This window comes from Caballeronia sp. RCC_10, from assembly GCF_041360715.1.
Taxonomy (GTDB): domain Bacteria; phylum Pseudomonadota; class Gammaproteobacteria; order Burkholderiales; family Burkholderiaceae; genus Caballeronia; species Caballeronia grimmiae.
Map to the genome: position 1 here is coordinate 17311 of NZ_JBFUPT010000028.1, position 21312 is coordinate 38622.

22 protein-coding genes and 1 pseudogene are annotated in these 21312 nt (G+C 60.2%); 15 read left to right on the forward strand and 8 right to left on the reverse strand.

What is annotated here, in order from left to right:
• Positions 1-57 precede the first annotated feature (57 nt).
• Both AB6804_RS27375 and AB6804_RS27380 read left to right on the forward strand, forming a co-directional pair.
• Positions 58-624 carry a tyrosine-type recombinase/integrase gene (locus AB6804_RS27375; protein WP_370889124.1) on the forward strand — a complete coding sequence of 189 codons (567 nt, stop codon included), beginning with the start codon at positions 58-60 and terminating at the stop codon, positions 622-624.
• Complete coding sequence (locus AB6804_RS27380) at positions 621-935, forward strand: tyrosine-type recombinase/integrase (protein WP_370889143.1); 315 nt, start codon at positions 621-623, stop codon at positions 933-935. Before AB6804_RS27375 ends, AB6804_RS27380 begins: the two co-directional genes overlap by 4 nt.
• Positions 936-1176: 241 nt before the next feature.
• On the opposite strand, the pseudogene AB6804_RS27385 reads toward AB6804_RS27380, so the two are convergent.
• Positions 1177-1404 (reverse strand): annotated as a pseudogene (locus AB6804_RS27385) (transposase domain-containing protein); the annotation flags it as partial.
• A gap of 461 nt (positions 1405-1865) precedes the next feature.
• Between AB6804_RS27385 and AB6804_RS27390 the strand changes: the two are divergent.
• Genes AB6804_RS27390 through AB6804_RS27405 form a run of 4 tightly spaced genes read left to right on the forward strand, consistent with a single transcriptional unit; the run spans position 1866 to position 4788 of the window.
• Entirely contained in the window at positions 1866-2840 is a 975-nt protein-coding gene (locus AB6804_RS27390; protein WP_370889125.1) for a tyrosine-type recombinase/integrase, read from the forward strand.
• Positions 2837-3784, forward strand: a complete 948-nt coding sequence (locus AB6804_RS27395) for a tyrosine-type recombinase/integrase (protein ID WP_370889126.1) — start codon at positions 2837-2839, stop codon at positions 3782-3784. The genes AB6804_RS27390 and AB6804_RS27395 overlap by 4 nt, the downstream gene beginning before the upstream one ends.
• Positions 3781-4221, forward strand: a complete 441-nt coding sequence (locus AB6804_RS27400; RefSeq protein WP_370889127.1) for a site-specific integrase — start codon at positions 3781-3783, stop codon at positions 4219-4221. Before AB6804_RS27395 ends, AB6804_RS27400 begins: the two co-directional genes overlap by 4 nt.
• 21 nt (positions 4222-4242) lie before the next feature.
• Positions 4243-4788, forward strand: coding sequence for a tyrosine-type recombinase/integrase (locus AB6804_RS27405; protein ID WP_370889144.1), 546 nt, complete (start codon positions 4243-4245; stop codon positions 4786-4788).
• Here the strand turns inward: AB6804_RS27405 and AB6804_RS27410 are convergent.
• From AB6804_RS27410 to AB6804_RS27420, 3 genes are read right to left on the reverse strand one after another with little or no spacing between them, the layout of a single operon-like run.
• Positions 4743-6221, reverse strand: coding sequence for an IS66 family transposase (locus tag AB6804_RS27410; protein WP_370889128.1), 1479 nt, complete (start codon positions 6219-6221; stop codon positions 4743-4745). The two genes, AB6804_RS27405 and AB6804_RS27410, sit on opposite strands and share 46 nt — an antisense overlap.
• Before the next feature lie 30 nt (positions 6222-6251).
• Positions 6252-6605 (reverse strand): IS66 family insertion sequence element accessory protein TnpB, encoded by a 354-nt coding sequence (tnpB, locus tag AB6804_RS27415; RefSeq protein WP_370889129.1) that lies wholly within the window; start codon positions 6603-6605, stop codon positions 6252-6254.
• Entirely contained in the window at positions 6593-7012 is a 420-nt protein-coding gene (locus tag AB6804_RS27420) for a transposase (RefSeq protein WP_370889130.1), read from the reverse strand. The genes tnpB and AB6804_RS27420 overlap by 13 nt, the downstream gene beginning before the upstream one ends.
• A gap of 1259 nt (positions 7013-8271) precedes the next feature.
• On the opposite strand from AB6804_RS27420, the gene AB6804_RS27425 reads away from it, so the two are divergent.
• Positions 8272-8547, forward strand: a complete 276-nt coding sequence (locus AB6804_RS27425) for an SET domain-containing protein (protein WP_370889131.1) — start codon at positions 8272-8274, stop codon at positions 8545-8547.
• A gap of 696 nt (positions 8548-9243) precedes the next feature.
• Here AB6804_RS27425 and AB6804_RS27430 read toward each other — a convergent pair.
• Positions 9244-9621: a hypothetical protein gene (locus AB6804_RS27430; protein ID WP_370889132.1), complete on the reverse strand. Its 378-nt coding sequence runs from the start codon at positions 9619-9621 to the stop codon at positions 9244-9246.
• 1125 nt (positions 9622-10746) lie between these two features.
• Between AB6804_RS27430 and AB6804_RS27435 the strand changes: the two genes are divergently transcribed.
• The 5 genes from AB6804_RS27435 (at position 10747) to AB6804_RS27455 (ending at position 16455) form a co-directional block, all read left to right on the forward strand.
• Positions 10747-11187, forward strand: a complete 441-nt coding sequence (locus tag AB6804_RS27435; RefSeq protein WP_370889133.1) for an antitoxin Xre-like helix-turn-helix domain-containing protein — start codon at positions 10747-10749, stop codon at positions 11185-11187.
• A complete protein-coding gene (locus AB6804_RS27440) occupies positions 11184-11657 on the forward strand; it encodes an RES family NAD+ phosphorylase (RefSeq protein ID WP_370889134.1) in 474 nt (157 codons plus the stop codon). Before AB6804_RS27435 ends, AB6804_RS27440 begins: the two co-directional genes overlap by 4 nt.
• A 905-nt stretch (positions 11658-12562) precedes the next feature.
• The gene (locus AB6804_RS27445; protein WP_370889135.1) at positions 12563-13162 is read left to right on the forward strand and encodes a ParB-like protein; all 600 of its coding nucleotides are present in this window, start codon (positions 12563-12565) and stop codon (positions 13160-13162) included.
• Between the two features lie 86 nt (positions 13163-13248).
• Positions 13249-14502: a phophatidylserine decarboxylase associated domain-containing protein gene (locus AB6804_RS27450; RefSeq protein WP_370889136.1), complete on the forward strand. Its 1254-nt coding sequence runs from the start codon at positions 13249-13251 to the stop codon at positions 14500-14502.
• 855 nt (positions 14503-15357) lie between these two features.
• Complete coding sequence (locus AB6804_RS27455; RefSeq protein ID WP_370889137.1) at positions 15358-16455, forward strand: glycosyltransferase family 4 protein; 1098 nt, start codon at positions 15358-15360, stop codon at positions 16453-16455.
• Here the strand turns inward: AB6804_RS27455 and AB6804_RS27460 are convergent.
• On the reverse strand, positions 16347-16991 hold the full coding sequence (locus tag AB6804_RS27460; RefSeq protein WP_370889138.1) for an amidase family protein: 645 nt from the start codon (positions 16989-16991) through the stop codon (positions 16347-16349). The genes AB6804_RS27455 and AB6804_RS27460 overlap by 109 nt on opposite strands.
• A gap of 224 nt (positions 16992-17215) precedes the next feature.
• Between AB6804_RS27460 and AB6804_RS27465 the strand changes: the two genes are divergently transcribed.
• On the forward strand, positions 17216-18277 hold the full coding sequence (locus AB6804_RS27465; RefSeq protein WP_370889139.1) for an SIR2 family protein: 1062 nt from the start codon (positions 17216-17218) through the stop codon (positions 18275-18277).
• 22 nt (positions 18278-18299) lie between these two features.
• Here the strand turns inward: AB6804_RS27465 and AB6804_RS27470 are convergent, their stop codons facing one another.
• The gene (locus AB6804_RS27470; RefSeq protein WP_370889140.1) at positions 18300-18494 is read right to left on the reverse strand and encodes a hypothetical protein; all 195 of its coding nucleotides are present in this window, start codon (positions 18492-18494) and stop codon (positions 18300-18302) included.
• Positions 18495-18659: 165 nt separating this feature from the next.
• Here AB6804_RS27470 and AB6804_RS27475 point away from each other — a divergent pair, with 165 nt between their 5' ends.
• The gene (locus AB6804_RS27475) at positions 18660-18857 is read left to right on the forward strand and encodes a hypothetical protein (protein WP_370889141.1); all 198 of its coding nucleotides are present in this window, start codon (positions 18660-18662) and stop codon (positions 18855-18857) included.
• Between the two features lie 83 nt (positions 18858-18940).
• Entirely contained in the window at positions 18941-20191 is a 1251-nt protein-coding gene (locus AB6804_RS27480) for a cytochrome P450 (protein WP_370889142.1), read from the forward strand.
• 303 nt (positions 20192-20494) lie between these two features.
• On the opposite strand, the gene AB6804_RS27485 is transcribed toward AB6804_RS27480, so the two are convergent.
• Positions 20495-21238 carry a chemotaxis protein CheB gene (locus AB6804_RS27485; RefSeq protein ID WP_370889145.1) on the reverse strand — a complete coding sequence of 248 codons (744 nt, stop codon included), beginning with the start codon at positions 21236-21238 and terminating at the stop codon, positions 20495-20497.
• Positions 21239-21312: the final 74 nt, after the last annotated feature.

The window sequence follows — 21312 nt, forward strand, 5'->3', positions numbered from 1 at the left end:
CCCGCGCCACTGACCGTCGCACCTGCTCGACCACGACGACTTCCGTACGTGACTGTCATGCCCTCACCCAGCGCCACCGATTCGCGCACGCAGATTCCAGCGCAGAGCCTACTGCCGTTCCAACCGAAACGGGCTAGACCGTACCTGTGTTCGGACGATGAGATTCGCGACTTACTGCGGGCCGCCCTTCAAATACCATGCCGCTATGAGCGCAGTGCACTCCGACCATGGCCGTTCTATTGCCTGCTTGGATTGCTGAGCGTGTCGGGCATGCGTCTCGGGGAAGCACGCAATCTTGAGGTTCGAGACGTGGACGTCACCACTGGGGTGCTAACAATCCGTGGCACCAAATTCGGCAAGTCCCGGCTCGTGCCTTTGCATGACTCGACTCGCGAGGTGCTTGCCGACTACATCGTGCGACGTAATCGTCATTGGGCCGGTCGGCCAGTGTCTTGCTATCTGTTCGTTTCCAACAGCGGTAATCGTCTGGATGGCGCAGAAGTACATCGGACTTTCTATGCGCTGTCACGACAAGTCGGCCTGCGCGGAGTTTCCGACCATCATGGACCACGCCTGCACGATATGAGGCACGCGTTTGCGACGAACACGCGCAGTACCTGCTGAACAAGCATCGCGAGGCTGCGTCCCAAGTTTGCCCTTCGTTGAAACAGAAACGGGTCACCGTCCACTGCTTGAGGCACACGATGGCCATGGACCTTCTGCAGGCTGGCGTTGATCGTTCAGTGATCGCGTTGTGGCTCGGCCATGAATCGGTGGAAACCACGCAGATCTATCTCGAAGCTACCCTTGCAATGAAGGAGCAGGCCCCTTGCGAAGACATCTCCGCCACAGGGCAAGGCGCTTCGCTACCGGCCGACAGACCAGCTCCTCGGCTTCCTGAACAGTCTGTAGGATCGACAAACTATGTCGCGTGATGCAGAGGGCTGCCTTGCACGACGCCGCACGATTTGAGGGTGATCGTAAAAGCCCGATCTCTTTACCCGACATAATCCTGAAGGACACATAGTGTCTCCGTAAGCGGCTCGGCTGGGCCAGTTCCTCATTCGCGCGCGCGTGAGGCATGATGATATTGGTGTAGTGGAATTCGTATAGATCACGGGGGATCGTGTCCGTGACCGGCGATCGTGGACATGATCCACGCAAATCAATCCAGATCTATCCGGTTAAAGGTGTAGGCGGAGTGGCCGGCTTCAGTTTGTCGGCCACGTTCCAGGGCAGCAAGTCGTCGATGCGTGAGATCTTGTGATCAGCGATGTGGGTCAGGACGTATTCGAGGTAGGCGCGCGGATTGATACCGTTGAGCTTTGCCGACCCGATCAAGCTATACATGGCGGCGGCCCGCTCGCCCCCGCTGTCGGAGCCGACGAACAGATAGTTCGACCTGTTATGCCGAGGTCGCCATAAAAGAGTTTATGCGCACTTACGGATTATGCGCAGTGCGATCCGTCTCCTGGCTTCGCTCCGAAGCGCCAACGTGTGTGAGGCGAGCGTCGGCGGGATCTAACTCAGCATAATAAATCGTGGTCTGATGGTGTTCCGCGAACCCCCGTGCGGAGATCATCATGTTTACGGATGCCTGCCTGAATCGTCTCGCCCGGCGAGACTGGCTTCTACATGGCCCCTTGAGCCAGTTTATAGATTCGTACATATGCGAGCTGGAGCGCTTACGTTACGCAAGAGGTACTGTGGGAGCATACTTGCGGTGCCTCGCCCACTTCAGTTATTGGATGAGACGTACGCGCCGATCCGCTTCGGATTTTGACGAAGCTCTTGTCGAGCACTTTATACGGGATCATCTGCCAGTCTGCTGTTGTCCAGAACCTTGCCGGTCAGTTGTATCCGAGATGCGCGCAGCACTGCATCATCTTCTGGCGCTGCCATTCTACGCTGAGGCCGTCCACACGATCGCGCCGGATCCCATAGCTCGTGAATTGCACAACTTTGATGGTTTCTTGCGCGACACTTGCGGCTTGAAGCGTTCGACGTGCGTCTACCGCGTCCGTCATCTTGAGGCATTTTTTGCAAGCCGTACGCTGGATGAGTCCGCTGAATCCTTAGCCCTGACCATACCGGCAATCGAGGCTTTCCTCGTCGACCTTGCTCGACGCCATTGGAGACCCAGTTCGCTCGGAGTCGTATGTACGAGCTTGCGTAGCTATCTGAGATACCGAGCATTGCGCGGTGACGATACGCGCCTTGCTGTCTCGACGTTGCCGCTGATCGCCAACTGGCCGCATCGAAACCCGCCGAAGGTACTGTCAGAGATTCAGCTCGAACGTTTCCTTCAAGCGTTCAATGTAAACACCGCATCCGGTATGCGAGATTACGCGATAGCTCGCTGCATTCTTGATCTTGGCCTGCGTGGAGATGAGGCCACACACCTGACACTCGACTCCATAGACTGGCGACGCGGCGTCGTAACGTTACCGCACACCAAGAGTAACCGTGTACAACGTATGCCGTTGCCAGAACAGGCTGGTGCTGCTTTAGCCAGGTACCTGCGCGAGGGGCGCCCGCTGACGAACAGCCGATATGTTTTCGTGCGTCACCGCGCTCCGTTCGGCGTTCCGTTGACTGTCGCCGCGATTCGCAATGCGATGAACCGGGCGTTCGAACGCTGCAATCTTGATGACCAATTCTGCAACACGCATGTGCTTCGGCGGTCAACCGCTACTCGCCTGCAAAGGGCGAACGTTTCGATCAAGGAAATCGCCGATCTGCTGAGGCATCGGAGCTTAGACACGGCCCGTGTCTACGCCCGTGTGGATATCGAGCGCCTGCGGGAGGTTGCCCTGTCATGGCCTGGGAGCACATCATGAACGTCACCGACGAGTGGGGCTCCCGCGTAACGGAGTATCTTGCGTATCGGCGCAGTTTTGGGTTCGAACTTGCAATCGATGGCAAACAGCTCGAATCGTTCGCACGCTTCGCTAGTCAGCGTGGCGCCAAGCATCTGACACTTGACCTTGCGGCGGACTGGGCGCGCGATTCAACGCGCGCCTCCCAGATCGGTTGGGCTCGCCGCATCGAAACACTGCGCGGCTTTGCCAAGTTCCAGATGCGTACAGATCCCGAAACGATCGTACCACCGAGGAAACTGCTGGGTCGTGGTCACCGTCGACTCGTGCCACACATCTTTACCGAACTGGAGATCAAGACGCTGCTATCCGAAGCCAGGCTCCTCGGGCCACCTGGTGGTTTGCGCTCCGCGACGTGTTACGCGCTCTTCGGTTTGCTAGCGACAACAGGATTGCGAATCTCCGAAGCCCTTCACCTGACCGACGCTGACATCGACCTTTGCGCCGGTGTACTCGACATCCGCGACAGCAAATTCCATCAGCGCCGATATGTTGCCATGCATGCAACGGTCTCAAGTCAGTTGCTTGCATACACCAACGTGCGGAACCGCATTGTTTGCAGTCGCCGCTCAGACCGTTTCTTTCTGCGCGAGAACGGTCAACCGGTGACCCAGCGACAGGCGTTGTACGCGCTGCGCGCAATCTGCGAACGGCGGCTCGACTGGAAGCCTCGGGGCGACTATCGTCATCATCGGTTGCACGATCTTCGGCACACCTTCATCGTGCATAGCGCATTGAGGTTCTATAGGGAGGAAGCGGATATAGAGCGATGTTTGTCGGCACTGTCGATCTATGTGGGGCATGCCAAGGTAGTCGATACCTACTGGTATTTCACAGGCATCCCTGAGCTGATGAACATCGCAGCTGGCCGCTTCCAACGTTACGCCGAAGGAGTCCCGGCATGAACACCCTGACTCAACCTTCTGAATTTGCCGCATTGGTCCAGCGGTTCTTCACCGAACGTCTTCTGCAGCAACAAGCCGCCAGCCCTAGAACTGTAGCCGCCTATCGCGATGCGTTCCGCCTTCTACTTGGCTATGCTGAGGATCAATGCCGCAAATCAGCTGCGCAACTGACGTTGCTCGACATCAACGCCGATCTCATCGTCGGATTTCTGGCCTATCTTGAGGAAGTGCGCCACAACACCGTACGAAGCCGCAATGCGAGGCTCGCCGCAATACGCGGGTTTGCGCAATACATAGCGTCCCAGTGCCCTCCAGCCTTGTTTATCGCCGAGCGTATCCTGGCCATTCCGATGAAGCGTGCCGATAAGCCGATGCTGGGTTTTCTCTCCCGTGGCGAAGCAAAGGCTCTGCTAGACGCCCCTGACCGAGAGACCTAGACTGGCAGGCGTGACAGAGCGCTGCTCAAAGTGCTTTACAACACTGGGGCTCGGGTTTCAGAACTGATCGGCATCCGTGTCAACGACGTTCAGCTCGACGTCACTCCGAGCGTGCGCTTACACGGGAAAGGCCGAAAGCAACGAACTGTACCGCTATGGAAAGATACGGCCGCTGAGGTTCGACGCTGGATCGACTTCGCAGGCCTGCAGACCAATCAAGCGCTGCTGCCCAATCGCTGGGGAAGGCCAATGACGCGGTCTAACGTTGCAGAACGGGTAGCCATCGCTGCAGTTGCAGCAGCAAACCGGTGTCCGTCCTTGCTCGAACGACCGATTTCGCCGCATACGATCCGGCATACGACCGCTATGCACCTGCTGCAATCCGGCGTCGACATCACGGTCATTGCACTTTGGCTCGGACATGAGAGTCCGTCAACAACACACGGATACGTCGAAGCGGATCTGGCGATGAAAGAGCGCGCCCTGGCAGCCATCGCCCCAATAAAGACCCATCGCTCACGCTATCGTCCACCGAACGCACTGCTGAGGTTCTTGGAGGCGCTTTGAATATGTCCAGTCGTGCGTGGCGGACTCCCGATTTTTCGGGGGCCGCTACTCTTGCTCCGCATAATCCGTAAGTGCGCATAATTGCGTCCGAGTGCGACACAGCGCAGCGCGTTCTCGGCAAGCACGTTGCTGATCTCGACTCGACCGTCCTCGCAGTAGAACACGAGCGCCGCCCAGTGGTTCAGCGAGTAGTTGATTGCTTTGGCGAGCGCGGACTTAGTCGACAGTGTCGTGAGTTTCGCCCTGATCGTCGCTTCGAACTTCGTGAGCAACGGCCTAGTCTTTTCCTGCCTCAAGCGCAGACGCTCGTCAGGCGTCTTGCCGCGGATGTCGGCTTCGATACTGTAGAGCTCGCCGATCATCTCGAGCAGGTGCTGGGTATCTGGAGTCGGTGTGCGCGCGTGAACATCGTAGATGTACCTCCTCGCGTGGTCCCAGCATGCCGCTTCGTGGATCTCGCCGCTCGCATACAATTGATCGAAACCCGCGTAAGCATCGGCCTGCAGGGTCCCGCGGAATGCGGCGAGCCGGGTCTGAGGATGTACGCCTTTGCGATTCGACGAGAAGTCGAACCATACCGCAGCCGGCTCGCTCGAGCCCGAGCGGTGATCGTCACGTACGTAGACCCAGAAGCGACCGGTCACCGTCTTTCCGTTGCCTGGCGCAAGTACCGCAACCGGTGTGTCGTCGACGTGTACTTTGCCGGCGACCAGCACGTAGCGCTGGATTGCTTCCACAAGCGGCCCGCAGAGTTCGGCGATCTGCCCGATCCAGCGGCCCATGCTGGCGCGATCCAGCGTCACGCCGTCGCGTGCCGCAATCTCTGATTGGCGATACAGCGGTTGGTGATCGGCGAACTTTGATACTGCAATGTCGGCCAGCAGGCTCGGATGCGCGATGCTGTGCTCGATGGGCAGGCTGGGCATCGCGGGCTGTCCGATGTGGCCGCAGTCAGGACAGCACAGCTTGTGACGGACCGTGCGGATCACTTTAAACGCAGCCGCTACGCGCGCGAGCTGCTCGGAAACATCCTCGCCGAGTCGCTGCATCGTTGTGGCACACTTGGGGCAAGCCGGCTTCGGTGTAAGTTCGATTTCATCGCGTGGCAAGTGCGGCGGCAGCGGCTCTCGCGTGGGCGCTCGACCGGGCGGCGCCGTCGACGTCTTGTCTCGGTGTCCTCGCGTTTCGGCAGCGCCCTGACCGGCCGTCAGGTCTTCCAGCTGCGCCTCGAGTTTATCGATCTGCCGGGCCAGTTTCTCGGACTTGCTCCCGAAGTACATCCGCCTGAGCTTGTCGATCTGCGCCTTCAGACGTTCGATTTCGTCGTCCCGTGCAGCGATATCCCGCACCATATTCTCGATCGATGCCCGCTGCTCGAGCACCAGAGCCTGGAGCTCCGCGACGGTGGTGGGAAGCGGCGCAGATTGGGACATGCGTCGCAGTTTACGAGCCTTCGATGTGGTTTACAACATCGACAAAGCAGCGGTGCGTTGCGGGTGTCGCCAGTCGATGCCTTCGAGGAGCATCGACAACTGTGCGCTCGTCAGATGGATCTTTCCACCGTCAGCCTGGGGCCAGATAAACCGGCCTCGCTCCAATCGTTTTGCGAGCAGCCAGAGGCCATCGTCGGTCGCCCAAAGCAGCTTCACGAGATCGCCGCGGCGGCCGCGGAAGATAAATACGTTGCCACCCAGCGGATTCTTTTCGAGCGCTGTCTGCACTTTCGCGGCCAGCCCCTGGAAGCCGCAGCGCATATCTGTAACGCCGGCCACGAGCCAAACGCGCGTACCTGCCGGCAGCGCGATCACTTCAGGCATTCCTGCAGGAACGCTTCAGCGCGCTCGACAGACAGGCCGCGAATCCTCACACGCCGTTTGCCGATCTCTACCTCGATTTCGCATACGGGCGCCGACATTGGTACGCCGCTCGGCGCTTGCGACGCCACTGCCGGCTCAGGCGGCCGCAGTACCAATGCCGAGTCGATCACGTCGACGCTCAGCAGCTTCGTGCTGGGCACGCTCGGCGCAACTTCGAGTGCAGGTATGACCAGCTTGCCTTCACGGTATTGCTTGCGCCACGCGAACACCACATTGGCGTTGATGTCGTGCCGTCGCGCAACAATCGACACCGACATGCCGGGTTCCAATGTCTCCCTAATCACCTGCTGCTTGAATTCTTGCGCATACGTGCGATGGGGATGCGTACGGCCCGCTGCGTTCGACATGGCTGACTGTCTCCATCAAGCTGGACGCGCCCATCATGCGTCGAAATATACAGCAGTGGGAAACGGTCGTGCCGAGGCGCTTACGTGTCTCCTATCTACCCAGCGACATAGGGGACACAGTTTCGCGACGCACCTGCTCGAGCAGAAGGTGGACATCCGGGTGATTCAGGTGCCCCTGGAGCGCGACAATTACAGTGTCCGGTCGTGACAAGACAGTTGACGCTATCCATGCCCCAGAAATTGGTGAACCAGCGGCCCACGACGGCCTTATTGTCATCTTATCTGGACATGGTGAATTCCTCATTGACTGTGGATGAACGAGGGAAATGCAATCGTCGCCCTCCCTCCGAACAATATCGGCGACATCAGTCAGCCGCCCCCCGTTTCTTGCGGCAATACTCGATCAACCGGGACGCGGCATATGCTGAGGGCGGTCACTGCGCGCGTCAGTCGTCAGCGACGGCGCCACGGGGCGCAGCGGGGTGAAATACACCGCAAGAATCGGGGTGCCGGTGACGGCCTGCCGTCATAACCTGCAGATGCGATTGCACAGTAATTGAGGCCGGTGGACGAAGGGCGGGACGCGCGCCCGTTCCTCAATCAAAGGAGCTCAACCATGTTGCCATTCCTCCCGTTTCACGCGGTTGCAGCCCAGCGCGGCGATGGACTACGCCCTGAACTTCTAGCCCTGTTTGCACACCACGGCCGATCGGAGACGGGCCTCGTTGTCATCATCGAGCCTGTCGAAACGGGGTCTGCCCAGCTTGCAGGCGAAGTGTCCGACAGTCGCGAGAAGGAGTGGGCCGATGGCGCGACGGCGAGCGTTTCATGTGCCCCAGAGCGCGGACAGTAGGCCGCGAGTTCGAATCGACTCAAAGGGGTCGGCTGCCGTCTGACGCTGTCACCTTAGCGGGACGACAACGCCGACGGCACTGTGTAAGACCGGGACCGGCAGTCGCGGCCATTCGAATTCCGTCTGATACGTCATCCCAACGGCCGTTCCCCAATTAACGGAGCCATTCATTCACGCTTGAAAACACTTCTTCGCATCGGTGCGGGTCCGAGGCGAGCGCTCATTAGCGAGCGCTCGCTGGCCGTGCGGACCTACTGGCACGTAAGGCTACCGTTCGTTACTGAGCAAGACTGGTTTGCGCCTGCCTTGTACGACGACAGCCCAAGCCATTGGAAGGTGTCGCTTACACCGGCGGGGACATCCGCGCCGCTATACGATGATGCCGAGTTCACATCGCCTCCGTTGTATGCAACTGTCGAGGGATACGGGAACACCGGTCGGCTCCAGCGGAAATTCGGCGCGCAGGGTGAACCACAGCTGCGCGCCCAACTGCGAGACGGAGCAACAGGGCAGTCGCGTCTATTTCCACGCGCTGCGTGCCATTGAGCCGGGCGAAGAGCTGTTCATTGACTGTCGACTGTTCGTCGAAGGGCGCCGGACGGCCGCCGTCAAGCGGCTCTATCAATTCCACTGTGGATCACCTCACTGTCGAGGGACGATGCTCGCGCCTCCCGGTCGGTAACCGCACGTCAACGGCCGGCCGTAGGCAGCAAACCGTGCCGTTACAGGGGTTGGTCTGTTCGTCTTTGCGACAACATTGCAAGGTGGATACTGGCGGCGCTGCGACAATGGACGACGAACGAAGGGGAAGCAGTTTGTAAAAGCGCTTGTTTGTTATATCGATAGGAATGGCATTCGCGCCCGCTGCCGTGGCGGGGAACACTACGTGGAGACGTGGAACCCACCAGAGGTCCGGAGCAACGCGCTTGAACTGGCTCGACGGCCCAACAAGCCGGCTAGACCTAAGCGGCCGCCAAAAAGCACGAACAAGTCGCCACGCCCTGCGAAGCAGCGAATAGGCGCGGCGGCCGCCGGCAGGGAGAAAACGGCGCCGATGGCTGGAACGCCGAGGCGTCTGCCGACCTTCGACAACATTCCTCGTCAGATCCCGCCGGAGGGCAACATTCTGCGCGTCATGCATGCGGCGGCGCCGACGAGGCGCTAACGTACGCTTCATGGCGGACGTTCGCGAGATGTGCCGCATAGCGTCGAACATCGGATGGGCTGCACTTCCTTTGACAGGGCAGGAGGCGCGCACAGCTTCGTCGTGCGTAGCGTCACGTGGCGATCGATTTGTTGAGCAGGCATCGTGGCTGCCGGATGGCGGTCCGCTCGCGCGCCATCCCGTCGCAGCCACTCTCTCAGCCTCCTCCTGTATTCACGAGTCACCGAGCTTGGCGTCTGCAACAAGCTCCCTAAGCGCTTCAATTCCGGCGCCAGTGAATGCGGTGGTGGCGATAATCTCGTCGGCCGGCACGCTAAGATCATTTACTACGCCCAGGCAGCCGTCTTCCGGTTCGAGGTTCAAATTGGCTAGTTCTTGAAGCCACTCCTCCGGTTCGTCAAGCATTCGCGCGACGCACGATATGGTGTAGACGTAAGCTGGCGCACCCATTCTGTTCTCCTTCTTGAGCAGAGCTTCCGCTATCGGCGAGATGCCGTCCAGACTCTGCAACCTTGTTGCGGAAGCCGGTGGAATGTAAGCGTTTGCGTTTGCGTTTTCGAGCGCCGGCAGGCGATCGCCGCTTTCGCCCACCAAATCTGCGTGCGTTACAACGGGACTCTCACTTTCGTCTTTTGTGGGAATTCCCGCCCCCGCAAAGTCGGTGCTAACCTGAGTCCCGGATCCTGTCAGGGCTCGCGTTCGCTCTCTGGGACGGCGGGCGGCGTCCCGCTTGGTCCGGGGCTAGGTGCCGATACGTCCCGTGCGCCCTCATCCGCTGTCGCAGCGGGAGACGCTTGCTGTTGAGCAGTCCCACGAGCGCGCAACGCGGGCGCCAGCAAGACAGAGACCGACGCGGGTATCTCCGCCTCGGAACGCGGCTTGTCCAACCAGCCAGCTGGCAAGCCAAGCCGCTCGGTAAACCGGTTCGCTTCCGCCTCATCCCAATGCGCTTCTTGCCATTCAGCCGATGCGCCATGTTGGACCGCTCATTCCCATGACGACACCAAGCTTGGCTTTCGATCCGTTGCGCCCAGTCAGCACATGAAGGGCGCAAGGCCATCTGCTGTTCGATGCCGAGCGCGGCAAGCAGCTCGGCACTACCGTTTCGCAATGCTGAATACTCGGGACGCGTGATGGGCGCGTTCAGCTTGACGAACACGGTCAGCCATGTCGAACGTAGCGGGCCGTAAGCATCCCCATCACACGTATGCCGTTTGCGGAGGCGCGACTTTGTACCTCCCGTGTCCGGCACATTAACGATGCGTCCCGTCAACTGCGCGCGGACGCGGATGCTTGCCGGCCATCCGGGCACCATTCGCCGATTACCTTGGCCCGTGCCGCTGTTTCGCGCCCCCTCCGGCACCGTGATTCTTGCCGGCCTTGGTGTGATTCGCAGCGTGCTGTCCGCTGCTTGGCTTGTCGCTCGATGTGGTCGCAGGCTTGCCGGAATTGGCTTCAGCCTTGGCGTCCTGTTCGGTCTGGCTACTGGGCGGTGCGGTCTTCACGTGTCGATCCTCCCTCATTGCATGACGTCGAATTTGGACTGGCCGGTGAGCAAATCGCCTGTAGCAGCCGTCCGCATAACGTCTGAGCAAGCGTGGTTCCAGCGCCGGCGCCACGAGACAAGTTGAAGTACAGCCAGCGAACGTGCACAAAGCGCCCGCTAGCCCATCTGCCAATTTGGTGTAAAATGAATGCCAATTGGCAGGAGGTGCCATGACCGTCAACGTCGAAATTTCTGCAGATTCGTTGCTTGGCGGACGCTCAGTCCTGCCGTATGCCCCTCGGTCCGGCCTCGACTGGGTGGAGATCGTCCGTCACGGCATATCCTCGCAGGCGCTCGATTCGATGCTCAGATCCATTGATCTTTCGCAATCAGAACTGGCGCAGGCGCTCGATATTCCGGAGCGCACCTTAGCGCGGCGTAAGCGGGAGGGAGCCTTCAGCCGCGAGGAGTCGGCCAAGCTGCTACGACTCGCGCGTATTGCGGCGCGCGCGGCGGAAGTGTTTGACGATCTCGATCTGGCAATTGGGTGGCTCAAGGCGCCGGCAGCGGCGCTTGGAGACGCCACTCCGCTCAGTCTCCTCGATACGGACGTTGGTGCGGATAGCGTGATGGATACGCTCGGGCGCATCGAGCACGGAATCTTTGGATGACGTTGACGGCATGGCGGGTAGTGACAGAACGATATGCCGATAGCGCCTTTTCTGGCGAAGGCGCGCGACTCTACGGTGGGCGGTGGAATCCAAAAGGCGTCGCGCTCGTCTATACAGCACATACACAATCGCTCGCGCTGCTCGAAATGCTTGTACAGGACTCGCCGCTGCGAGCGCGGTATGTGCTCATTCCGGCCCGGATCCCTGACATCCTCATCGAACGCGTCGATGCCGCGAAGTTGCCGCCCGACTGGCGGGAGCTTAATGCGCGGGCCGAGTTGCAACAAATCGGTGCCATGTGGGCGCGCAAGCGAACGAGCGCGGTGCTTGCCGTGCCGAGCGCGGTCGTCCCTGCTGAAACCAACTATCTGCTCAACCCCGGCCATCCGGACTTTGCACTAATCACGCTTGGAGCGCGCGATGAATGGGATACCGACCCACGATTGTTGCGGCGCGCCGCGCGGGGCTGAGCATAACAGCGTGCGCTGCCGACGCTTTACCAAATTATCGCATGACCGTTCGCAAGGCTGTCAACGCGTTGAACGGCGGGACTTCCAGCGCGGTACCGGTCAATGAACCAAGCGCGCAAAAAGCCCGGGACTACGATTTACAACAGTCTGGCGTTAGCTAGGAGGGTAGTGCGACGCTCCCAGCTAACGTGAGGCATTCCAAGATGAATGGATATCATCGTGGCGCGGGCCGAAATACATAAATCATCACCCTACTTCGCCGGATTGCATGAGTCGTCCCAGTTGCTTTGCCGTTGTGCGGTCTGCGATTGTCAACGAATTGAGGGGCTGTGTCGAATGGCTGCAAGTGGCCACTCGTGCCCGCGATGGTCGCATCGGTCTGCCGTGATACGAGACCGCCGTCGGCCGTGGCTCACCGCGGAAGCGATCGGCGGCGACAGCGCGCCCTTCTACGTGTTCAGCAGTATTCGGCATCATCGCTTTCTAGGCGGGCTATGCTGCGCACACCTTCTCTTGTACTCGGTATGTCGTAAGATCGGCTGCATGGCCTGCTACAAGCAGCAGCCCATAACACTTTTCTGGCGAAGGCGTTGCGCGCCACCTGCCTGCAGCAGGATCAAGCAACTCGCGTTAAGTTATTCGCGGGTGTAGCCGCACTGCGCGGTACGCGGCTTGCTTGCATCATAGCAGCCGTGCGTTTCCGCTCGTGACCGGCGGGAAGCCCAAGGAATAAGCAACTTACCAACGCTACGCTCAGGAAACCGATGGTGCCGTTGAACACATTGGCCGGACCGTTTGCTTCGGTCGGTTGATGAGATGGCGTATCCGTCGTCAGCGGGTGCTGTTCGCGGCTCTCGCGGGCGGCGGAAAATGGCCGCTTACAACGATGATCCTTTGGGTGAGACATGGACCGCCTGCCGCTTTCAATTCTGAGGCCGACGCAGATCACAGTCGGGCTGAACTACGTCGAGGCAAAGGCGCTGATCACAGCCCGTCATGCTCGATCCGGACGCCTATCCTTCATGAGGCACCACGCGATCCATGTTGTCCTGGGTCCCAACAAGCAACCCTACATCGTCGACCATCATCATTGGGCACGTGCCTGGCATGGGCTGGGGTATCGCGATGTACCGGTTACCGTTGTGGCGGATCTGCAGTGCCTGGGAGATCGGAAATTCTGGGCGAAAATGAAAGACAAAGGCTGGGTGCACCCGTTCGACCGGGAGGGAAGGCTTTGCGAAATCAGCGAACTTCCGTTGACTATCGGCAGCATGACCGACGATCCGTATCATAGCCTTGCTGCATTCGCCCGCCGGGCGGGCGCTTATAAAAAGCCCCGTAGCGGTTACGGCAATTTTGTCTGGTCTGACTTTCTCAGGGCCCGTGTGCCGATTGCAGGCGAAGGAGCCGGAGCATTTTCCTTGGCTTTGCTACAGTCCATCGAGATCGCACGAAGCCGCGCTGCCCGTAAATTGCCGGGATATATCGGAAGCAAAGGCGGCTGATGCGTTGCGTTGTGCGAAAAAAGATCTCTAATGCAGCTCCTGGAGTCGCCGCTCAGCGCTCGTTAAAACAGGTGGGACGATAAGCGATGAATCAGCAAGAAGACATGCAAGAAAAGAGTAGGCGTCGGCGTCTCGGCGGCTGGATGCCGACTAGTGATGGTTCGGTCGCCGTTTTTCGTCGCGATTTGGCATCGCGCGCTCGTGAGCGCTCGGCGCAAGTCCCTTTGTCAAGTGTAGTGCGAGACCTCGCCGGGCTTGTGAACCGAGATTCCCTACTTCGCATGCATCTGACGCGAGCCATAGATCAGGCGTTGGAGCAAGGGCACGACTTGGGCTACTCCACCAACGACGAGTTGTTTCACATCATCGATTACATCCTGACGTACGCCCCGCCATTCAACGCGGAGTCGCCGGTGATGACACCACTTAATGCGGTACTGGAGTGGCTGGTGTGTATGCCGGCCGGCTACCATGTGTTTCGTGATCAGGTCTTCAACGCCCAGTTACGAAGAGTGCTTGGCTACTGGTGTTCATTCCTTGGAGGTCCGCATTCCCGGACGCACCTGCGCGAGGACGACGCGGAAGGGTGGTTCAGCCCCGAGGCGTCAAAAAAGATAGGACTGTCCCAATTCGTTTATCTGCCTCAGGAGCCTTACGGCGGATTCAATTCGTGGAACGACTTCTTTACGCGTCGGTTCAAGGAAGAAATGCGTCCCGTGGCTGAAGTTAATAATCAGAAGGTGATTGTCAACGCATGCGAGGCATCGCCTTTCAATGTGGAAGAGGATGTCAACCTAACCGATAAGTTTTGGCTGAAGGGCCAGCCTTACTCGCTCATCGACATACTTACGGAAGGGGAGGCTGATCTGGCTAAGCGATTCATTGGCGGTACCGTGTTTCAGGGGTACCTGAGCGCTTTTAACTATCACCGCTGGCACGCACCGGTGGCCGGGCGCGTCACGCGTGCGTACAACGTGGATGGGACTTACTACTCTGTCGCGGAGGTCCAAGGAGAAGATCCGGGCGGCCTCAACCATTCGCAAGGTTACACATCAGCGGTCGCGGCCCGCGCGGTGATCGTAATCCAATGCGATGATCCAGCGATTGGCGAAGTTGCTTGTGTGTTCGTTGGAATGGCTGAGGTGTCGTCGTGCCAAATCAATACCCGCGTCGGGCAACAATTGAAGAAGGGCGACGAGATCGGCATGTTTCAGTATGGCGGCAGTACCTACTGCCTTCTTTTCCGGCCTGGCGTCGTCGCGAGCTTCGAACCCAAGCCGCCGTATGACGACCAAGTTCCTCCAATGAAGGTAAATGCGGTCTTGGCGACGGCACGCTGAGGGGTAGGGCGAGGGTTGACCAAGAGCGACGAGCTGGCAATCCTCTCCCTGCCAAACCTTGTCGCCGTTTATGGGTACCGGTTGGCACATTTGCGGCTCATCGAGATTCGTTACCTCTTGGAGGCGGATGTGGAGAGTCAGGCTCGCAACCGCTCACTGTACCTACTGGTCGCCAGATTCAGGCGACGATTCTGTGACGTTCCACTGCGTCCGATGCAAGATAACGGCGGTCGAGCCGGGGATGACGATCGATGCTTTTGGCCAACAGCCGTTCATCATCAAGGTAGACCGGCACACCCGCTTCAACGGCGTAACCCGCTGAATGGCCGCTGACTTACGAAAGAACGAAATCGCAAACATCGCTCCTAGAAGCTCGCTGCCGGCAAGTCCGGTATGAGTGAGTGCACGGCGCGAGGCGTGGAACACCACGCCGGCCTTCCATCACGGCGACCCCGACGCTACTGGCGCTCGCGCCCTGATCCGTTCGCCGATGTATGGGAGAACCAAGTCGTCCCGTTGCTGCAACAGCGTGCCCAACCTCAAGATAATCACCTCGCTCCGGTAATTACAGGAAGACCACGCGGAGCGGTTTCGCGACAGCGCGCGTCGCAGGCTGAAGCGACATGTTAGCCAGTGGCACGCGCTCGAAGGCCCCAGCAAAGGAAGTGTTCTTCGCGCAAACCTATCAGCCGGGCGTACGAGGTCTGTCGGACTCCGCAAACATGGTGACGGGTACTCTCGCGGTCACCTCGTGGTCTATCGTGATCGGATGGACCATCGCGGCGGCGAAGGGTTTTACCGCCGCGGCAGACACCAACGACGCGCTTCGGGCACAAGCAATGCGCACGGATTGCCATGCGCATCGCCCAAATTTCCACCCTCTACGAAAGCGTGCCCCCGCAGCGTTACGGCGGCATTGAACGAATCGTGTCCTATCTGAGCGAAGAGCTGGTCGCGCTCGGCCACGAGGTGACGCTCTTCGCGAGTGCGGACTCGCGTACGAGCGCCAAGCTAGTCCCCGGTAGTGACTGCGCGGTGCGGCTCGTCGAGGACACCGCCGATCCGCAAGCTTTTCACTTCGCGATGCTGGAAGATGTAGTGGCGGCGTCGCAAGCGTTCGACGTGGTTCACTTTCACACCGATTACCAGAGTTTTCCGTTTGCGCGGCGCATGCAGTGTGCGCATGTGACGACGCTGCACTGGCGCCTCGACGTGCCCGGCCTCGAAGCAATGTATCGGCGCTTCGCCGACGTGCCGCTCATCTCCATCTCCAACGCGCAGCGCGCGCCGCTGCCGTGGCTCGCGTGGGCTGGCACCGTCTATCACGGACTGCCGGACAACCTGTATTCGTTCCATGAGCGGGTGGGCGAGCATCTCGCGTTCGTCGGGCGGATTGCGCCCGCTAAAGGTCCGGACGCGGCGATTCGCATTGCGCGGCGCGCTAATACGCCGCTCAAAATTGCCGCGAAGGTGGATGAAGCCGACCGCCCGTATTTCGAAAGCGCGGTGGTGCCGCTGGTTGAGACGCCGCTCATCGAATACGTCGGCGAACAGGACGATGCGGGCAAGGGCCGGCTCCTCGGCAGTGCCCGCGCGCTGCTTTTTCCAGTCAATTGGCCGGAGCCGTTCGGCCTGGTAATGATTGAGGCGCTGGCGTGCGGCACGCCCGTCATCGCGTTCGGGCGCGGGTCAGTGCCGGAGATCATCGAAGATGGTGTGAACGGTTTCATCGTGCGCAGCGAAGATGAAGCGGTGCGTGCGGTCGCGCGTCTGCCGGAAATCGATCGCCGCCGCTGCCGGGAGACGTTCGAGCGGCGTTTCACCGCCAAGCGCATGGCGCGCGATTACGTCGACGTGTATCGACGGCTGCTCAATGCGAGTGCGTCGCGCGTACCGCTGTCCATGTCAGTCACGCCAGATGCGGCCTCAGCCAGTCGGCGCCGGCATTCATGACCGGGTTCGAAGTGCCTTTGCTCACGAGCCATCGGACCAACGTGCCAGAAGCCGCGTGGGGCGCGCGGCCAGATCCTGTCATGGGCATGCGTCCGTGAGTAGCCTTCGCGAGACGATGCCTGTTTGGCCAGCGGGTCCGCGCACACAGATCGCCAGATCGGTGCGGAGGCGAGCGGCGACATCCCCGCTGCGACGGCCGCCGATTCCCCGCCGCTCGAGCCGCCCGGAGTGCGCTCAACGTCCCACGGATTAGTCGATGGACCGGTGAGCAGGTTGTCGCTTTCTATCCGATACGAGATCTCGGGCAAGTTCGTTTTTGCGAGGAGGATACCGCCTGCGCTTTCTAGCCGTGTAACGCTGGTCGCATCTGCGTCGGAACCCGTCCCTTGAAGATGAGCAAGCCGCGTTGGGCCACGTCCGCGGTGTCGATTAAATCTCTCACGGTGAATGGCACGCCGTGCAGGAGCCGCCCGTGGCCGCGATCGGTTATCACGGAACGTTCCTCGTAGCGGCTGCTTCGCGCTAGGCGCATTCATGCTCTTCGCGAATGCTCCGTCCAAGCTGATCGTGCTGCAGTTGCCCGGCCGGTGGAATCGATCGCGGCAACCCCTGCGCTAGACCGCGCGCCTCCGGTATGTGCATTGCTCAGACATGCGGGAAGGAGGATCGTCGCATGGAGCCTGATTCACCCGCATGCTTTGGCGGGACGCTGTCGTCGTTATGCAGGAAACCGCGGTCGCCCGCCACGACGATCACATTCGTGTTGGGCGCAGGCTTCTCGAACTCGTGGGACGCGCGCTATCCGACGGGCGCGGACCTATTCAATCTCGCCGACGATGACTGGACCGCCTGGTCGCCCCTTCTTGCCGAATTCCTTTCGATGATCGGTTTTCCGGGCGAGCGCCTGAAGCTCGACCGCCCGTTGTTTCTCGACATCGTCTATCAGGTAGGGATGCTGAGAAAGTATCCGCCGATACGCAACCGCTTCGTCGACGACTACTGTCTTAATGTAATGGAACGCGAGCTTCGCTATCTCGTCTATCGTAAGTTCAACGACAATGCGCCTCCGCCGCGCCTGCATAACGGCCAGTTCAGGCTCGACGGTACGAGCACGCGCGAGCAGGAAGCAATCCTCTCCTTCTTTTCTGCGCTGATGCATCCTTCATGCGAGCAAATGCCCGCGACGTCGGACTATGCGCCGCAAGTCAGTTTCGTCACGACCAACTATGACTTCGTGATCGAGGCGCTCGTCGATACGTCGAATCAGCACACGCCGCATGCATCGCGCAGGCTCTATCGCGGCTTCACGCCCTTGGCATGGTGCGGGGACGATGCGTTGACCGCCGCGCAGCTGCGCCCGACCGGCAACCTGTTGAAGATCAACGGCGGCTTCGACTTAATCCTTGCGCAGCACGGTCTTGAAATCGACTATCGAGAGCGCGATGCGGATGTGGCACGGCGCGACCCGCCGCAGATCATGCTGCCTTCGCGCGCGCAGGACTACGATCAGCCCTATTTTCAAGCGCTTTTTCCGAAGGCGGTGCGGCTCTTGCAAGAATCGCGCATCGTTGTATTGGTGGGCTATGGCTTTCCCGAGGAGGACGCGCTCCTGCGTCTGTTGCTGCGGCAATTCGCGGAAGCGCCGACGGATGGCCGCCAGCGCGTGCTGTATTACGTCGATCTCGCCGACGAACGCACGCAACTGGAACGCGCCCGGCGCGCGTTTCCGCATGTCGGGCGCGATGGCGGGCTAGTCGTCAAGCCATTCCAAGGCTCATTCGGTCATTGGTGCGACGAGGTGCTCGCCTGCGTATCAGTATGAAATCAGGCGCCAAGCGCGCCCGTCATTCGCCTTTGACCGACGTTGCGCTCCCTTGGTTGTTGGTCGTGTCGCGCTTCTCGACGCCGGCGCCTTCCACCCCGCCGATTGCATCGTCCTCGCTCGACAACTCTATGAGTCCCTCTTCCTGCATGATGTCCGACGTTTCGACGGCCGTCGGCTTTCCGGGACCGGATGGGCTATTCGCGTGTCTGGCCATGACTGAGTCCAGTTAAGTTGATTGCGTTGATTGCAAAGGACTGCCTCCGGCACGCTGCCCTAAGCAGAGAGCGCCGTCGCAATGCATATGCCTAGTTTCGGCGGAGTCGCATCCGTGCTGGCATAAGCCATGCGTCGGTTACGGTCCCGCATCGAGGAGCCCACCATGAGCAAGCAAGATAGCCGCAATGGCCAGCGGAGCGAGAGCGAACGAGAGCAAGCCCGTCGGGAGCGCGAGCAAACTGAAGCCCAGGGTTCGTCGGAACGTAGCGGCAGCGGCAACACGCTCGGCGACGGCAGCAGCAACGATCAGCAGAAGCAGTCGCCCCGGGCAGCTAAGGATGGCATCGGCCGGCGCGCATGAAAGGACCGTTCGCCGGAGTTTGCAAGCATTATCTACATCAATTGCGCGCCTTCGCGTATCCGCTTTGAATCAGGAGGCCATTCATGCCGGAACTGCCGCGCACCGATGAATTCGACAGCACGTTCGCGCTGCTGCGTGAAGGCTACCGGTTCATCCCGAACCGCTGCGAGAAACTGCGCACGCCCGGGTTCAGAACGCGCATGATGCTGCGCGAAGTCGTCTGCGTGAGTGGCGCGGACGCTGCGCGCATGTTCTATACGCCCGAACGCTTCACGCGTCGCCGTGCGATCCCTATGACGACGCTCACGCTTCTGCAAGACATCGGCAGCGTTCAGACGCTGGATGGCGCGGCGCATCATCGGCGCAAGGCCATGTTCATGTCGATGATGACGCGCGAGAGCATCGCGCGCTTTGAGTCCTGCGTGGCCGACGCGTGGCGCAGGCGGCTCTCGCAGTGGCAGCGCGCCCCGCGCGTGATGCTCGCGCATGAAGTGCGCCGCGTCTTGTGCGAGGCCGCGTGTCTCTGGGCCGGCCTGCCGCCCGCGCGCTGCGACTTCGATGCAAGAACGCACGAGTTTGCTGCCATGTTCGATTCGGCCGGCTCGATGGGGCCGAAAAACTGGCGCGCCCAGTTACTTCGCGCGAAGACGGAACGCTGGGCGCAGCACGTCATCGAGGATATTCGCGCGGGCGCGCTTGCGGTGGACGCGGGCAGCCCCGTTGCTGTGATCGCATCACACTGCGATGAAAGCGGGGCCCTGCTGCCTGTGAAGATTGCGACCATCGAGTTGATCAATCTGTTGCGCCCGACCGTGGCGGTGGAGCGCTTCATCGTCTATGCAGCGCTGGCTTTGCATCGCTGGCCGGAACATCGTGAGGACATCGCGCGGGACAGTGAAGCGGCGCTGCGCTTCGTGCAGGAAGTGCGCCGCTATTTCCCGTTCTTTGCGGCCGTCGGCGGCCGTGCGCTTGTGCCTTTCGAGTGGCAGGGCCGCGCCTTCGCGCCGGGCGACTGGGTGCTGCTCGACATTTACGGCACTCATCACGATCCGCAAGCGTGGGAGCGTCCCGACGAATTTGCGCCGTCACGCTTCGCGGGCTGGCGCGACGAAGGCTTTTCGCTCATACCGCAAGGCGGCGGCGTCTTTGACGTAGGCCATCGTTGCGCGGGCGAATGGGCAACAATCGCATTGCTCACACGCGCCGTGCTCATGCTCGCAAACGATATGGATTACGCGGTGCCCGATCAGGACTTGTCGATCGACCTCGCGCGCATGCCGGCGATGCCCGCCAGCGGGTTTGTGATCGAGGGCGTGCGATCGCGCCTTGACTGAATAATGATTCCGGGTAACAAGCGTCCATGACAGGGTAAAAAGCATGGTGCTCGTCGAACATTCGTCACGCATGTATGACTAGACACAATTGCGCCGTGGCTTCCTGCTCCGCTATCCGGCCGAATAGTGGCGGCTATCAGGTGGAACGTTGCCGATAGACCGGAGTCCTGCGGCCATTAAGGTTCATTCGGCAGCAGTTGCTCGTGGTGATCTGAATGTCGGTTGCCATCATTGAGCGGCCCCTAGCCGCAAGCGGCTGGTGCTCGGTCGCGCAACGAGCGGCGATCGACTGAGACCGCTGCTTTATCCAACGCTCTGGTTGGGCGTCGCGGCTGCCGGCTCTTTCGCGAGTCGCCTGACCGTTCGGATGGCGTTCTCGAGTGGAGCTATCTCAGCGCGCAAGGCCGGTGCCCCGGCACTATCGGTCGTCTCAGCGAGCGAAAGTTGGTCCTGAACGAGCAGCAGCTTTTCCTGCAGGCGCCGAACCGCTGACCATAGCGCGTCCTCGGTGCCTGAACGTTGTTGCTCTTTGAGCGACATCGCAGAGAATGCGTGGCCTGTATGGCAACGATACCTCAATGGATACCCTTCGCCAATGCGCCAAATGATTCCCCCACATTCCGGGCAGGTCATGCTTGTGCGCTGGCCGAGCCGCTCAAGCTGGGCCGGAGAGGAATCGCCGGTCGCTGCAATATTCAGTTCTAGGGCAGCGCGCTGTCTTTCGTTCATGTTAAAGCTCCTGAACGAGGAGTCTGTCAACGCTCTCACGATCGCTGGACCTATGTCTTCGATCGGAGCGACCACGTCCGGTGGAACAGCTTTAAGGGCCGCTTGCGGCATGTCGGGTGCGACGCACGTCGACGGATCCTGAACAATCGTATAGCCGCCGCAGGCCTGAATCGCCTTCAGTCCTGCGGCGCCATCATCGAGCTTCCCGGTAAGCACAACGCCGATAGCACGGTCGCCATAGTTCACCGCCGCGGAACGAAAAAGCGGGTCGGCGGCCGGGCGCGTGAAGTTCTCCTTCGGACCGGATGATAGAACAATGCCTCTTTTGAATTCTCAGTGGGTGGTTTGGCGGGTCAAGGGCGAGCGTAAGGTCCGCGCAGCGAACCCTTGAG